The organism is Brachybacterium phenoliresistens, assembly GCF_000576425.1.
Classification (GTDB): Bacteria; Actinomycetota; Actinomycetes; order Actinomycetales; family Dermabacteraceae; genus Brachybacterium; species Brachybacterium phenoliresistens.
The window spans coordinates 60,248-74,347 of sequence record NZ_KK070003.1; the positions used below are offsets into that span (position 1 = coordinate 60,248).

General features: G+C 72.8%; 12 protein-coding genes and 1 other RNA gene. 10 read left to right on the top strand and 3 right to left on the bottom strand.

Annotation, left to right across the window (positions count from 1 at the left end; genetic code table 11):
- Positions 1-3 precede the first annotated feature (3 nt).
- Positions 4-1,149 (top strand): FAD-dependent oxidoreductase, encoded by a 1,146-nt coding sequence (locus BF93_RS15875; RefSeq protein WP_038373975.1) that lies wholly within the window; start codon positions 4-6, stop codon positions 1,147-1,149.
- Here the strand turns inward: BF93_RS15875 and BF93_RS15880 are convergent.
- The gene (locus BF93_RS15880; protein ID WP_084148626.1) at positions 1,136-1,795 is read right to left on the bottom strand and encodes a DUF4188 domain-containing protein; all 660 of its coding nucleotides are present in this window, start codon (positions 1,793-1,795) and stop codon (positions 1,136-1,138) included. The genes BF93_RS15875 and BF93_RS15880 overlap by 14 nt on opposite strands.
- Before the next feature lie 598 nt (positions 1,796-2,393).
- On the opposite strand from BF93_RS15880, the gene BF93_RS20240 reads away from it, so the two are divergent.
- Together BF93_RS20240 and BF93_RS15890 are read left to right on the top strand one after the other, a co-directional pair.
- A complete protein-coding gene (locus BF93_RS20240) occupies positions 2,394-4,292 on the top strand; it encodes an HNH endonuclease signature motif containing protein (RefSeq protein WP_156954176.1) in 1,899 nt (632 codons plus the stop codon).
- 53 nt (positions 4,293-4,345) lie between these two features.
- Positions 4,346-5,050, top strand: a complete 705-nt coding sequence (locus tag BF93_RS15890) for a MerR family transcriptional regulator (protein WP_084148627.1) — start codon at positions 4,346-4,348, stop codon at positions 5,048-5,050.
- On the opposite strand, the gene BF93_RS15895 is transcribed toward BF93_RS15890, so the two are convergent.
- Positions 4,989-5,453: a DUF779 domain-containing protein gene (locus BF93_RS15895; protein WP_084148628.1), complete on the bottom strand. Its 465-nt coding sequence runs from the start codon at positions 5,451-5,453 to the stop codon at positions 4,989-4,991. The two genes, BF93_RS15890 and BF93_RS15895, sit on opposite strands and share 62 nt — an antisense overlap.
- Before the next feature lie 236 nt (positions 5,454-5,689).
- Here BF93_RS15895 and BF93_RS15900 point away from each other — a divergent pair, with 236 nt between their 5' ends.
- Positions 5,690-6,715: a glycoside hydrolase family 43 protein gene (locus BF93_RS15900; protein ID WP_156954177.1), complete on the top strand. Its 1,026-nt coding sequence runs from the start codon at positions 5,690-5,692 to the stop codon at positions 6,713-6,715.
- 39 nt (positions 6,716-6,754) lie between these two features.
- Positions 6,755-7,759 (top strand): aldo/keto reductase family protein, encoded by a 1,005-nt coding sequence (locus BF93_RS15905; protein WP_038373978.1) that lies wholly within the window; start codon positions 6,755-6,757, stop codon positions 7,757-7,759.
- Between the two features lie 88 nt (positions 7,760-7,847).
- On the opposite strand, the gene BF93_RS15910 is transcribed toward BF93_RS15905, so the two are convergent.
- Positions 7,848-9,389: an alanine/glycine:cation symporter family protein gene (locus BF93_RS15910; protein ID WP_038373979.1), complete on the bottom strand. Its 1,542-nt coding sequence runs from the start codon at positions 9,387-9,389 to the stop codon at positions 7,848-7,850.
- Between the two features lie 203 nt (positions 9,390-9,592).
- Between BF93_RS15910 and ffs the strand changes: the two genes are divergently transcribed.
- The 5 genes from ffs to BF93_RS15930 form a co-directional block, all read left to right on the top strand.
- An RNA gene (gene ffs, locus BF93_RS19415) (signal recognition particle sRNA small type) lies at positions 9,593-9,689 on the top strand.
- Between the two features lie 104 nt (positions 9,690-9,793).
- Positions 9,794-10,639, top strand: coding sequence for a type II CAAX endopeptidase family protein (locus tag BF93_RS15915; protein ID WP_038373981.1), 846 nt, complete (start codon positions 9,794-9,796; stop codon positions 10,637-10,639).
- Positions 10,640-10,669: 30 nt separating this feature from the next.
- On the top strand, positions 10,670-12,049 hold the full coding sequence (locus BF93_RS15920) for a TIGR01777 family oxidoreductase (protein WP_038373982.1): 1,380 nt from the start codon (positions 10,670-10,672) through the stop codon (positions 12,047-12,049).
- Positions 12,050-12,119: 70 nt separating this feature from the next.
- A complete protein-coding gene (locus tag BF93_RS15925) occupies positions 12,120-12,947 on the top strand; it encodes a hypothetical protein (protein ID WP_038373984.1) in 828 nt (275 codons plus the stop codon).
- Between the two features lie 47 nt (positions 12,948-12,994).
- A partial coding sequence (locus tag BF93_RS15930; RefSeq protein WP_038373986.1) for a DNA polymerase III subunit gamma and tau occupies positions 12,995-14,100 on the top strand: 1,106 nt, incomplete at its 3' end.

Genomic DNA, 14,100 nt, shown 5'->3' on the forward strand with positions numbered 1-14,100 from the left:
CCGATGGAGATCCTCGTCGTCGGAGCGGGCGTGAGCGGCCTCGCCGTCGCCCACGAGCTCGCCGCGCATCACCGCGTCACGGTGCTGGAGGCCGCGCCGGGCCCGCGCGGCGGCGGCTCCATGATCGACCTGTTCGGGCCCGGCTTCGACGCGGCGGAGAGGATCGGGGTGCTGCCCGCGCTGCGCTCCCGCGGCCGCCTGCTGCGGGGCGTGCGGTACGAGGCGGCCGATGGCACCCCCACCGGTCGCCTCGACGCCGCGTCCCTGGTGGAGGCCGCCGGCGGCCGCTGCTTCTCGATCCTCCGGCCGGAGATCGAGCAGGCCCTGCTGTCCTGCCTCCCGGGCGGCGCCCGGATCCGGTACGGCGCGCGCGTCGACGCGGTGCGGGACGCCGGGGCGGACCGCGCGGAGGTGGTCCTCGCGGACGGCGGGGTCCTCGGCGCCGACCTCGTCGTCGGCTGCGACGGCGTCCGCTCGGCGGTGCGCGCCGCCGTGGCCCCGCAGCACGCCGCGGTGATCCCGATGGGCTTCCGCGCCACGAGCTTCCTGCTGGAGGCGCCGCGGCTCGCCGCGGAGCTGGGCGACTGGGCGCTGATGACCGACACCGTCGGCCGCATCGGCGGGCTGTATGCCTGCGATGCGCGGCGCATCGCGCTGTTCCTCGCCGAGCGGACCGATCGCCGCGACGTCTCCCGCCCGGTGCCCGACCGGGACCGGCTGCAGCGCACCTACCAGGGACTGCACCCGCTGATCGACGCGGTGCTGCCGCTGTGCCCCGAGACCTTCTACGACGACCTGGTCGCCCAGAGCGCCGCACCGCGGTGGAGCACGGGCCGCCTCGTCCTCGCCGGCGACGCGGCCCACGCCGTCTCCCTCCTCGCCGGACAGGGCGCCTCGCTCGCGATCGCCGGCGCCGAGGCGCTGGGCCGCTCCCTGCGGGCGAGCGGACCGCACATCGGCGCGGGTCTCGCGGAGTACGAGCGCCGGTTCCGGCCGGTCGTCGAGCGGGCGCAGAGCTCGGGCCGGCGCAGCGCCTCCGCGTTCATCCCCGCCACCGCAGCTCAGCTGCGCATGCAGCAGCTCGGGCGCCGAGCCCTCGGCGTCCCGGGCATCGCCCGCCTGCTGACCAGGCGGTTCATCGCGGCGTGACGTCGGCCGGACCGCCGGCCGAGGCCAGCCGCTCCCGGGCTGCCTTCCCGCGGGCGGCCACCGGAACGGTCCCCACGGCGCGGGCCAGGCCCACCGCGGCCCCGCCCACGTAGACCGACTCGATCCCGGAGGCGGGCACGACGTAGGTCTCGTGCCATACCCCGACGGCCCCGGGATGCTTCCGCGCGGCGGCGTTGAACCGCTTCCACGCCGGCAGATGCGCGTGGTCCGGATCGGTCGCATAGGCATAGAGCTGCTCCACGCTGCGCCAGTACTGCACGACCCACGGGCCGTCCTTCCCGATCAGCGTCTCGGCGTGCAGGAAGCCGAGGTCCTCGGCCTCGCCGCGGGCGGCGGCGTCCCGGTTGCGGCTGAGCTCGGCGATCATCGGCGGCATCGCCAGGAACACCGGCCCCCAGAGGTCGGGCCGGTGCCGCGCGCGGATGGTCATGCCGATGTGGAAGACGACGAGGTCCCCGCCCGGGGCGTGGGTGAGCGTCGGCGGCCGGTGGGGGCGCTGGGGTTGCCGGAGGCGCTGCGGACGGCGGGCCGTCCGCTGCGGATGGCGGGCCGTCGGGTCGGCCGATGTGCGGGGCCGCCGGCGGCCGGGACGGGGGAATGGGATGCGGGACGTCGAACTGGGCATGGCATGGCTCCTCGGGCCCGGCGACTGGAAAGTGCGACTTTCTAAGTGTGCGGCGGGAGGGCTCCCGGCGTCAAGAGGTCTGCGGCGACCGCGTCAGAATGGTTTTCGACCGCTGCTGGCGGTGCTGTCAAGACCTTTTGTGAAATTGTGGATAACGGCGCCGTGGGGAGGAATGATGTGCGGCGCGCGGAATCTCGTGGCGGAGGTGAGGGGGCTGTGGTGGACCAGGTGGGAGTAGTGGTCGAGTGTCGAGCGGTGTGGGGGAGGAGGAGCGGGGCATCTTTTTCCACAGATGTCGTGGCGACCCTTCGGTAATGCGGCTTCGGGGTGTAGGCTGGGTTTCGAACAGGCAATCGAAGCGGGCGGCGGTGGGGCTGTCGCCGAGTCCGGGGAGGGGGTGGTCGGGATGTCGCAGGATCAGGTCTCCGGGGCATCCGGGCCGGGCCCTGGCTCGCGCCCCGGCCCCGGTTCGGGCCCGGGCTCGGGTTCCGGTGCTGATGCTCGGGGTCGTGCGCGGTCCGCTGGGGCCTCGGGGGCGGATGCTGCGGGGAGCGGGGCCCGGGGTGAGCGGCGTGGGGCTGCTGCGGCGCCGAAAGCCGTGGGAGATTTCGTGGCGCGGGTGCCGGCGTCGATGGTGCGGGGCCCGGTGCGCCGGGCGGTGTCGCGGGAGGCGCTGCCCGGTCGTGCAGGGGTGGGGCAGGAGCCGGTCCTGTCGGCGGTGGCGGTGGCGGTGTGGGACATCGCGGTGGAGGAAGGGCCGTGGCTGGCGCGGAAGTACGCGGCGTTGAGCATGCTGTGGGACGACCCGGGTGAGGGCCCGGAGTCGGGCGGGGATTGTCATGCGTTGATCGCGGCGGAGGCGCTGCGGGTCAAAGCACCGCGCGCGGCGCGGGAGATCGATGATGGGCATCGGGCGGTGGTGAACTTCCCGGCATGCCTGACGCGTCTGGAAGAGGCGAGGTTCCCCGCGTCGTGGTTCCAGGACATGCTGCGGTGGACGAGGAAGCTGCGCGGGCAGTTCCAGCGGGGTATCGACGAGGTCGTCGCGGGCTGGGACCTGCGGATCATCGCGGAGTCCTTCGCCCGGAACCTGCGGGCCCTGGTGACGTGGGCGGAGTCCCTGCAGGAAGCGGACGAGGCACCGGCGCCGGTGGAGCGGGGTGTGCGGGTGCAGGAGGTCGGTGGGGGCATGTCGTGCATGACCCTGACCGGGCCGACGCCCGAGGTGTACTCCGCGGCGCGGCGTCTGGATGTGGCGGCGCGGGCGGTCCAGGCCCAGCAGCGCGCGGCCCTGGCTACGGGTGGGGAGGTTCCCTGGGATCCGGATGGGACGGTGCGGGAGGATCAGCGGCCGATGTCCCTGGCGACCCTGCGGTTCCTCCTCGCGACCCGTGGACAGGTGGATACGGATGGGGTGGAGGTGCCGGCGGACCGGTTCCGGATCACCGTGACCGTGCCGATCCTGTCGTTGTTGGGGGTGAGTGAGGCGCCGGGGATGCTGGATGGGATGGTGCCGGTCCCGGCAGACCTCGCGCGGACGCTGGCGGCGGGGGAGGAGGACTGGTACCGGGTGCTGACCGATCCGGTCAGTGGGGCGTTCGTGAAGCTTCCGGCGGTGACGTACCGGCCGACGGCGGCGATGCGGGAGCATCTGCGTCTGCGGGGGTCGCAGTGCGCGGTGCCGGGGTGTGGGCGTCCGGTGTCGCTGGGGTCGGAGTGCGATCACATCGAGGAGTTCCTCGCTGGTGGGGTGACGGATCTGGAGAACCTGCACTGGTTGTGCCGGTTCCATCATCAGGAGAAGACCGACGGGGTCCTCGACCCTGTCCGGATCCAGCCTGCCCAGCTCGGACCGGACGGGGTGACGCGTCCGGGGCGGACGCGGTGGCTGATCGGGAGTCGCCAGGGGCATCACGTGATCCGGGATGTGATCGATGATGTCGATCTGATCGGCACGATGACCGTCAAGCACCTGATGGACCACTACCAGGACCACCAGGGCGTGCTCTGCGGTCAAGACTGCCGCCACTTCGGCCGACCGATCCCCCCAGACGACGACGATCCCGACGACCCGCCCACTCCCGAAGGTCAGGACCCCGGCGGCGGCGATGACCCCGGAGGCGGGGACCCCGGGGGCAGGGATCCCGGGGGTGGCGACCCCGGGGGCAAGGACCCCGGCGGCAAGGAGGCCGGGAGTATGGATCCCGGAGGCCGGGGTGGAGGACGCGGCGAGTCCGGGGAAGACGACTCCGGGCATGGGACTCGAGGTCATGGCGGTGGCGCTGGCGTGCGCCCCGGGGGAGGCGACGGCGTCGAGCGTCCCAGGAATGATGGTGCTCCCAGCCGCGCCACCGACGCCCCCTCCCGCGGATCGCGGGCGACCGTCGATCCTGCCGACCCGTGGGGCGTCCAGCAGCGCCGCAAGCCGCCGCGGGATCCCGGCCCGACGGGCGGGACAGCGTTCCCCTTCGGCTCGGACGGACCCCCGCCCTTCTGAAGATGGCAGGATCGGATCGCACCGTGACCGCCAGCCCGCCCAGGAGGGGCCCGATGAGGATCTCCGAGCTGTCATCGGCCTCGGCCGTCAGCGTGGGAACGATCAAGTACTACCTGCGCGAAGGGCTGCTGCCGGCGGGCGAGCGGACATCCCGCACCACCGCGGAGTACACCGAGGCCCACCTCGAACGCCTGCGACTCATCCGTGCGCTCCTGGACGAGGGCGGACTCGGCATCGACGGGGTCCGTCGCGTCCTCGCCGCCCTCGACGTCCCCGACCCGGCGCACCTCGACCTCATGGCGACCGCCCAGGACGCCCTGCTCGCAGAATCCGACGCCGAGCATCCCGACGACACCCGAGCCCGGGCCTGGCTCGCAAGCCGCGGATGGCCCGCCCTGCCCGACCAGGACCCCCTGCCCGGCCGCCTCGAGGCGGCATGGTCCGCCTGCGAACGCGCAGGCATCGACATCGGAGAGGCCGCGATGGATCGCTACGCCGACGCCGTCGAGCAGATCGCGAGGGTCGACGTCGCCTCGGTGCCGACGGCAGACCCGGCCGCCGCGGTGCACCGCGTCGTCGTCGGCACCGTCATGATCGACCCGGTGCTCTCCGTGCTGCGCCTGCTCGCCCAGCGCGCGGTCGCATGGCGCGACTTCGACGGACATCACGGCCCCGGCCCTGGGGCGGAGGCGCCGCTCAGCCCTCCAGCATCCGAGAACGGGTCAGGAACCTCTTCCCCTCCGGGGACTCCAGGCTGAAGCCGCCGCCGCGGCCGGGCACCAGATCGATCGTCAGATGGGTGCGCCGCCAGTAGGCGAACTGCTCGGAGCTCATCCAGAAGTCCAGCGGGCTCATCGAACCGTCCGGCATCGGCACCTCCCCGTGCCCCATGCGGACATCGGAGTCGCCGGTGATGAAATCGCCCTCCGGGTAGCACATCGGCGACGAGCCGTCGCAGCAGCCGCCGGACTGATGGAACATGAGCGGGCCGTTGCGCTCGATCAGCAGCTGCAGCATCTCGAGCGCGGGCCGCGTGAACGCGACACGGGAGAAGTCCTCGCCGTCGATGGTCGGCTCGAGCTCGAGGACGTCATCGGCCTCGGTCGGCTCGGGCAGCGGCACGGATCGCTCCGGAGCGCCGGTGATGGAGGAGTCGGTCATGACGGGTCCTTCCTCGGGATCCTCACCCTAGAACGTCTCGCCCCGCGCCGGAAGGGCGCCGCCGCATCGGCCCCCGTGGCGCACCGCACCGGGCCCCGCGGTGGCACGAACCCGTTTACAACGTTTACCATGGGGGCGTCCGACGTGCCGGGCCCGCCCGGCGCGCACGGACAGCACCATCCCGATCCAGACCCCCGGCCGGACCGCCCGGCCGCCCTGCCCTCCGAAGGATGATCATGGCCGGCAACGACGCACCCCTCATGAACCCTCTGGTCCTGCAGCGCGCCGATCCCTGCGTGCTGCGCCACGGCGAGGAGTACTTCTTCACCGCCTCGCATCCGCAGTACGACCGGATCATCCTGCGCCGCGCGACGCAGCTCGCGGATCTCCAGGCGGCCGAGGAGGTCACCATCTGGACCAAGGAGGACGAGGGCCCCCTCTCGCACCTCATCTGGGCCCCGGAGATCCACCGCGTCGCCGGTGCCTGGTACATCTACTTCGCCGCCGCGCCCAACGCGGAGGTCGGCGCCGATGCGCCGGGGATGCACCACACCTTCCACCACCGCATGTACGTCCTCGAGAACACCGCCGAGGATCCCTTCGCGGGGGAGTGGACCCTGCGCGGCCAGATCGACAGCGGCTGGGAGTCCTTCGCGCTGGATGCGACGAGCTTCGTGCTCGGCGAGCAGCAGTACCTCGTCTGGGCGCAGCAGCACCCCGAGGTGGCGGGCAACTCCAACCTCTACATCGCGCCGATGGAGAACCCGTGGACCCTTGCGGGCCCTGCGGTCGAGCTGACGCGACCGGAGCACGACTGGGAGAAGGACGGCTTCTGGGTCAACGAGGGCCCGGCTGTGCTGCAGCACGACGGCACCCTGTTCCTGACCTACTCCGCCGCGGCCACCGGCCCGCAGTATGCGATGGGCCTGCTCACCGCCTCGGCCGAGGCCGACCTCCTGGACCCGCGCTCCTGGACCAAGAGCCCCGATCCCGTCTTCGTCTCCGACCCGTCGGTCGAGCGCTACGGGCCGGGCCACAACTCCTTCACCACCACGGCCGATGGCGACGCCGTGCTCGTCTACCACGCCCGCACCTACACCGAGATCGACGGGGACCCGCTGCTGGACCCCAACCGCCATGCCTGCGCCCAGGTGCTGCCCTTCGACGCCGAGGGCCGCCCGGTGTGGGGCACGCCGCTGCCGGCGACGCGGCCCTCGCCGACCTCGACCGAGGTGCTCCCGCCGTCGGGCCGGCCCTTCTGAGGTTCCCACCGGACGGAGGTTCCTCGTAGGCTGGGTCACATGGAATTCCGTCACCTGGGCCGAAGCGGCCTCAAGATCAGCGAGATCATCTACGGCAACTGGCTCACCCATGCCTCCCAGGTCGAGGACGAGCGCGCCACCGCGTGCGTGCGCGCCGCCCTCGACGCGGGGATCACGACCTTCGACACGGCCGACACCTACGCCAACACCGCGGCGGAGGTCGTGCTCGGCGAGGCGCTGAAGGGCGAGCGCCGCGAGGGCCTGGAGATCTTCACGAAGGTCTACTTCCCGACGGGCCCGAAGGGGCACAACGACACGGGCCTGTCCCGCAAGCACATCCGCGAGTCCATCGACGGCTCCCTGCGCCGCCTGCAGACCGACTACGTCGACCTCTACCAGGCGCACCGCTACGACTATGCGACGCCGCTCGAGGAGACCATGCAGGCCTTCGCCGACGTGGTGCACGCCGGCAAGGCGCTGTACATCGGCGTCAGCGAGTGGAACGCCGACCAGATCCGGGCGGGCCACCAGCTGGCCCGCGACCTCGGCATCCAGCTGGTGTCGAACCAGCCGCAGTACTCGATGCTGTGGCGGGTCATCGAGGAGCGGGTCGTGCCGACCTCGCGCGAGCTGGGCGTCTCCCAGATCGTCTGGTCGCCGATCGCCCAGGGCATCCTCACCGGGAAGTACCTGCCCGGGCAGGAGGCCCCCGAGGGCTCCCGCGCCCGCGACGAGAAGGGCGGCGCGGACATGATCAAGCGCTTCCTGGAGGATCGGACCCTCACCGCAGTCCAGGAGCTGAAGCCGATCGCCGAGGAGGCGGGGCTGTCCCTCGCCCAGCTGGCCGTCGCCTGGGTGCTGTCGAACGACAACGTGGCCGGCGCGATCATCGGCGCCTCGCGGCCCGAGCAGATCGCCGAGAACGTCAAGGCCTCCGGCGTGCGGCTCGACGATGCGGTGAAGGCCCGCATCGACGAGGCGCTCGGCGACCTGCCGGAGACCGACCCGGCACGGACGGTCTCCCCGCCGCACCGCCTGTCCTGAGCGGCGCCGCCCACCGCAACGGCCACGGGCCGGGATCCTCGGATCCCGGCCCGTGGCCGTTGCGGTGCTGCCTGGTGCGGTCGGGGACTCAGCCGGCGTCCTTGACGCTCTGGATGTCGCCCTGGCCGCCGGGGCGGATGAGGCCGTCGGCCCGCATCTCCCAGAAGTCGGCGTTCTTGATGCCGAGCTTGCGGGGATCGAACTGCGGGTCCAGACCCTGCTTCTTCTGCTCGTGGTAGTCCTTGAACGCCTTGAGCGCGGGGACCTGCAGGATGATGATCGCCACGACGTTGAGCCAGGCCATCGCGCCCACGCCGATGTCGCCGAGCGCCCAGGCCTGGCCGGTGGTGCCGACGGCGCCGAAGACGACGGCGAACAGGATCAGGCCCTGGAGGGCGCGCACCAGGGCGCGGCGCAGCAGGGCGTTGGGGATCCAGCGGGCCAGGTAGGTCAGGTTGACCTCGGCCATGTAGTAGTACGCCACGATCGTGGTGAAGGCGAAGAACAGCAGCGCCAGCGCCACGAAGGTCGGGCCGAGGCCGGAGAAGACCGTCTCGAATCCGGCCTGCGCGAACTCGGGCCCGTAGTCGGTCGCCGGGTCGATCGCGCCCTGGTAGATCACCGCGGACTCGTCCGGGGTGAACACCTTGTACATGTCCGTGGAGATGATGAGGAACGCCGTCGCGGTGCAGACGAAGAGGGTGTCGATGTAGACCGCGAACGACTGGGCGAAGCCCTGCTTGGCGGGGTGGGAGACCTCGGCGGCGGCCGCCGCGTGGGGGCCCGTGCCCTGGCCGGCCTCGTTGGAGTACAGGCCGCGCTTGACGCCCATCTCGATGGCCTTGCCGACGATCGCGCCGAAGACGGCGTGGGCGCCGAAGGCGCTGGAGAAGATCGTCCCGAACACGTGGCCGATCTGGTCGAAGTTCACGAAGAACACGACGAGCGCGGCGATGATGTACAGGACCGCCATGACCGGCACGACCACCACGGCGAAGTGCGCGATGCGCTTCACGCCGCCGATGATGATGAAGGCCAGCAGGATGACCACGGTGACCGCGGTCAGCCAGTGCGGCACGTTCCAGGCGTTGTACACGGCCGATGCCATGCCGTTGGCCTGCACGCCCGGCAGGAAGAAGCACATGGCGATCACGGTGACGATCGCGAAGACGATCGCGTACACGAGGAACGCGGGACCGGCAGAGGTGTGCTTGTACGCCTTCTCGATGTAGTACGCCGGACCGCCGCGGTACTCGCCGGTGTCGACGTCCTTCTCCTTGTAGATCTGGCCGAGCGTGCACTCGATGAAGGAGGTCGCCGCGCCGAGGAAGGCGATCAGCCACATCCAGAACACCGCGCCGGGGCCGCCGAGGGCGATCGCGGTCGCCACGCCGCCGATGTTGCCCATGCCGACGCGGCCGGCGAGGGACATCATGAGCGACTGGAAGGACGAGGTGCCGTCGGGCGAGGCCTCACCCTTCCTCAGCTGCGCGAGCATGTCCGGGATGCAGCGGACCTGCAGGAACAGTGTGCGCACGGAGAAGTAGAGGCCGGCCAGCAGCAGCAGGCCGACCAGCGGGAGCGACCAGACGAGGGTGTTCGCTCCGTCGATGAGGTCAGCAAAGTTCATGGGATCTCCAGGAAGAGGGAAGTGCGGTCCCGGCCGCCCGACCTCGTCGTGTGAGGCCGCGCACACAGGGAGTGAGCTCGGCCCACGCTAGCGGAGCCGCGCCGCACTATCGGGCATTTCGCAGAATCGGGCCGTCTCGTTGCCGAGCCGTGATCTGCGCCCGGGCGGTGTGCATCGGGGCCCCTCGGTCCGATAGACTCCTTCGCGACCCCTCGTGCGGTGTCATCCGGCTGAACTCCCCCAGGGCTTGACGGCAGCAAGGGCAGGCAGGCTCTGGCAGGTGCGCGAGGGGTCGTCCCATGCCCGGGGGTGCGCCCCGGGGTGCAGGTGGGGGGGGTTTCCACCCTGGTCCGGTCGCGGGCGACCTCATAGCGTGGAGGCATCCCGACCCCCAGGAGCCAGCCATGACCTCGCACGACGACTCCTCCCTCGAGACCGCCCCCTCCTCCGTCGAGCTCCGGCGCGTGCTGGCCTTCGCGGTCCTCGCCCTGGGAGCATCCACGGCGGTGTCCCTGCCCTTCGCCCTCGGCATGCTGCCGATCGGCGCCCTGGCCTTCCTGGTCCCGCTCGTGCAGCTCGCGCCGATGGTCGCCGCGCTGCTGGTGCGCCGCCGCGACCGGCCGTGGTGGAGGGCGCTGGGCCTCGGCGTGCCGTCCTGGCCGCGCCTGGGAGTGATGGTCCTGGTCGCCGTCGCCGCCTTCGCGCTGGTGCCGACCATCCGCGTGATGGTCTCCGTCGCCGCGGGCGCCGCCCCGGCCTCCGACGGCCTCGGCGTCCCGGGGCTGCTGGTGGCGCTGCCGATGGTCCTGATCGCGCAGACGGTCTTCGCCATCGGCGAGGAGACCGGCTGGCGCGGATGGCTGCAGCAGCAGCTCGCCCCGCTGGGCTTCTGGACCTCCTCGGCGGCCATCGGTCTGCTGTGGGCGCTCTGGCACCTCCCGATCGTGCTGGCCCTCGGGATGAGCGCGACGGAGTCCGTGCTGTACCTCGGCACCATCGTCGTGGTCGCCCCGCTGCTGTCCGCGCTGTCCACCACGGCGGGCACCGTCTGGGCGGCGGTGCTCGGGCACGGACTGCTCAACAGCCTGCGCGTGGGCATCGACCAGGGCTTCGTGGAGCCGCTGCATCCCGGCGCGGGCCTGTGGATCGTCGAGGGCGTCACCGCGGTCCTGTGGCTCGCGGCCGCCGCTGTGGTGCTGACCTTCGCCCGCCCTCTGCGTTCGCAGGCTCCTCCGGGGGACGCGGCGTAGCGTGACCGGGACCCCGTGAAGGAGGCCCCGATGCGCGTCGACCGCACCACCCGCCTGCCGCATCCCGCCGAGGATGTCGTCGCCTGGCACTCCCGGCCCGGCGCCCTGGTGCGGCTGACACCACCGGGGCTCGGCCGCGCCGATTCCTCCGGCGACCTCTCCGAGGGCAGCCGCGTCACGGTGCGGATGGGGCCGGACCTGCTGCCGGCGGCGCTGCGTCCGGTGTGGCGGCTGCGGCACAGCGGCACCCGCCGGGACCCCGCCTCCCTCTCCTTCACCGATACCCAGCTCACCGGGCCGTTCCGGCTGTGGCGCCACCGCCACGACATCGGGCCCGACGGCGACGGCACGGCGATCCGCGACCGGATCGACGCGGAGCTTCCCGGGGGGACCACGGCAGGGGAGGGGACGCTGGCGCGGACGCTCGAGGGGCTGTTCGGATTCCGGGAGCGCCAGCTGCGCGATGACCTGGCCTTCCACGGCCGGCACGCCCGGCAGCCCCGGCAGATCGTCGCGATCGCCGGGGCCTCCGGGCTGATCGGCACGCAGCTGGCCGCCCTGCTGAGCACCGGCGGGCACACCGTCCTGCGCATGGTCCGCGGCCGCGCGGCGGGCCCGGGCGAGATCTCCTGGGACCCCGCGCGCGGCCGGCTGGACCCGGAGGACCTCGCCGGCGTCGACGCCGTGGTGAACCTCGCCGGGCGGTCGATCGCCACCCGGCTGACCCCGCGCGCCCGGCGCGAGATCCTCGAATCCCGCACCGGGTCCTCCGCCCTCCTCGCGGAGGCGCTGGCCTCCCTCCCGGCCGATGTCCGCCCGCGCGTGCTCGTCCAGGCCAGCGCGATCGGCGCCTACGGCGCGCAGCGCCCGGGCGAGCTGCTCACGGAGTCCGACGCCTTCGGAGAGGGCTTCCTCGCCGAGGTCGTCCGCGCCTGGGAGGCGGCCGCACGACCGGCGGCCGAGGCGGGCGTGCGCACGGTGCTGCTGCGCACCGGCGTGGTGCTCAGCGACGGCGGGGGAGCGCTGCAGCCGCAGCTGCCGCTGTACCGGGCCGGTCTGGGCGGGCGGATCGCCCCGGCGCGCGCCCGGCTCAGCTGGATCACCCTGGACGACATGGTCCGCGCCTACGCCCACGCTCTGGTCACGGAGGACCTCGAGGGGCCGGTGAACGCCGTCGGCCCGCAGCCGGTGACCCAGCGGGAGTTCGCCCGCACCCTCGGCCGGGTCCTGCATCGGCCCGCGCTGCTCCCCGTCCCCGCCATCGGCCCGCGGCTGCTGCTGGGTGCCGAAGGGGCGCGCGAGCTGGTGCTGGCCGACCAGGCCGTGAGCGATGCCCGGCTGCGGGCCAGCGGGTTCGACCCGGCCGCGACGGATCTCGAGTCCGCGCTGCGGCACGTGCTGCGCCGCTGAACCCCGCCTCCGACTCTCGTCGCACCTTTCGGACGATGCGCCCCGGCGGGCGTCCCGGCATCCTCGAGGCATGAGCGCCTCCGAGTCATCCCCGGCGACCACCGTCTACCGAGGTCGGCGTGACGGCCACGAGTACGAGATCCGGGCCCGGCACCCCTTCCTCGAGGCCCGTGCCGAGCTCGTGATCGACGGCGTCCTCCACGAGCCGGTGCGCGAGCGATCGCGCACGCCGGAGCCGTCGCAGGACGACGAGGACGCCGACGGGATCACGGTCACGATGCAGGAGGGGTTCTCCTCCGCGACCTACCAGGTGCGGCGGCCCGACGAGGAGGGGGAGCTGCGCGATGCCGAGCGGATCGTCGTGCGCACGGCCTGGCGCGGGGCGGGAGAGGTCGACGTGACCGATGCGCTGGGCCTGGATGCCCAGCCGCTGCGCCCCGAGCCGGGCAGCGCATCGGCCGCCCGGGAGGAGCGCCGGGCGGCGCATCCCCTGCGCTTCGCGCTGGTGGCCGCGGGAGGGCGGGCCGCCGGATTCCTGCTCCCGCTGCTCGGGATCGGCGCGCTGCTGTCCGGGGTGCTGCGGCCGGTGCGGCGCTGGGTGGCGGAGGTCACCGCGCCCGTGCGGGAGGCCCTGGCGCCCGTCGGCGAGGCGATCTCCGCCGTGCGCGAGGCGCTGTTCGGGTGGATCCCGGACATCTCCCTGCCCGACTTCGGGCTGTCCCTCCCCGATCTGCCGGACCTGCCGGGATGGGTCGGGGACGTGCTGGTGCCCGCGGTGGTGGTGCTCGGGGCCGGGGCGGCCGCCTGGCACGGGGTGCGGCGGCGGGCCCGGCGGCTCGAGCAGGCCGGCGAGGACGAGCAGAGCCCCGACGACGGCTCCTCCTCCCCGATGCGGTGATGTCCACATCGGTCGGCGGTGTCGGCGGCCTCCACTAGCCTGGTGGGGTGGCCACCGCACTGTACCGACGCTATCGCCCGGAGTCCTTCGCCGATGTGATCGGGCAGGACCATGTCACCACGCCTCTCAAGCGTGCGCTGCGAGCCGGGAGGGTCGGCCATGCCTACCTGTTCTCCGGCCCCCGCGGCTGCGGCAAGACGACCTCCGCGCGCATCCTCGCCCGCTGCCTGAACTGCGCCGAGGGGCCGACGGACACCCCCTGCGGGACCTGCGACTCCTGCCGGGACCTCTCCCGCGGCGGCCCGGGCAGCCTCGACGTGGTCGAGATCGACGCCGCCAGCCACGGCGGCGTGGACGACGCCCGCGAGCTGCGCGAGCGCGCGACCTTCGCCCCGGCCCGCGACCGGTTCAAGGTGTTCATCATCGACGAGGCGCACATGGTGACCTCGGCCGGCTTCAACGCGCTGCTCAAGCTCGTCGAGGAGCCGCCGGAGCATGTGAAGTTCGTCTTCGCTACCACCGAGCCGGACAAGGTCATCGGCACGATCCGCTCGCGCACGCACCACTACCCCTTCCGGCTGATCCCGCCGCAGATCCTCCTGCCCTATCTCGAGCAGGTCTGCGACGCCGAGGGCGTGCAGGTCGGCGAGGGCGTGCTGCCGCTCGTGGTCCGGGCCGGCGGCGGCTCCGCCCGCGACACCATGTCGGTGCTGGACCAGCTCATGGCGGGGGCGGGGGAGCAGGGCCTGGACCATGCGACGGCGATCGCCCTGCTCGGCTTCACCGACACGGCCCTGCTGGACCGCGCGATCATGGCGGTCGCCCAGCGCGACGGCGCCGGGATCTACGGCGCCGTCGAGCAGGTGCTGGCCACCGGCCACGAGCCGCGCCGCTTCGTGGAGGATCTCCTCGAGCGCATCCGCGACCTCATCGTCCTGGCGGCCGTCCCCGACCGCGGCGAGGATCTCCTCCCGCAGGTCCCCGCGGAGGATCTCGCCCAGATGCGCGAGCAGTCCCTCGCCTTCCAGCCGGCCGATCTCTCCCGCTGCGGCGATCTCATCCACGAGACCCTCTCGACGATGTCCGGCGCCACCTCCCCGCGCCTCCACCTCGAGCTGCTGGCGGCGCGCCTCGTGCTGCGCGACGAGCGCGC

Coding starts and splice junctions, on each gene's coding strand:
- BF93_RS15905 (WP_038373978.1), top strand. CDS start 6,755: ATGGAATTCCGTCACCTGGGCCGAAGCGGCCTCAAGATCAGCGAGATC.
- BF93_RS15900 (WP_156954177.1), top strand. CDS start 5,690: ATGGCCGGCAACGACGCACCCCTCATGAACCCTCTGGTCCTGCAGCGC.
- BF93_RS15875 (WP_038373975.1), top strand. CDS start 4: ATGGAGATCCTCGTCGTCGGAGCGGGCGTGAGCGGCCTCGCCGTCGCC.
- BF93_RS15925 (WP_038373984.1), top strand. CDS start 12,120: ATGAGCGCCTCCGAGTCATCCCCGGCGACCACCGTCTACCGAGGTCGG.
- BF93_RS15915 (WP_038373981.1), top strand. CDS start 9,794: ATGACCTCGCACGACGACTCCTCCCTCGAGACCGCCCCCTCCTCCGTC.
- BF93_RS15890 (WP_084148627.1), top strand. CDS start 4,346: ATGAGGATCTCCGAGCTGTCATCGGCCTCGGCCGTCAGCGTGGGAACG.
- BF93_RS15880 (WP_084148626.1), bottom strand. CDS start 1,795: ATGCCCAGTTCGACGTCCCGCATCCCATTCCCCCGTCCCGGCCGCCGG.
- BF93_RS15920 (WP_038373982.1), top strand. CDS start 10,670: ATGCGCGTCGACCGCACCACCCGCCTGCCGCATCCCGCCGAGGATGTC.
- BF93_RS15895 (WP_084148628.1), bottom strand. CDS start 5,453: ATGACCGACTCCTCCATCACCGGCGCTCCGGAGCGATCCGTGCCGCTG.
- BF93_RS15910 (WP_038373979.1), bottom strand. CDS start 9,389: ATGAACTTTGCTGACCTCATCGACGGAGCGAACACCCTCGTCTGGTCG.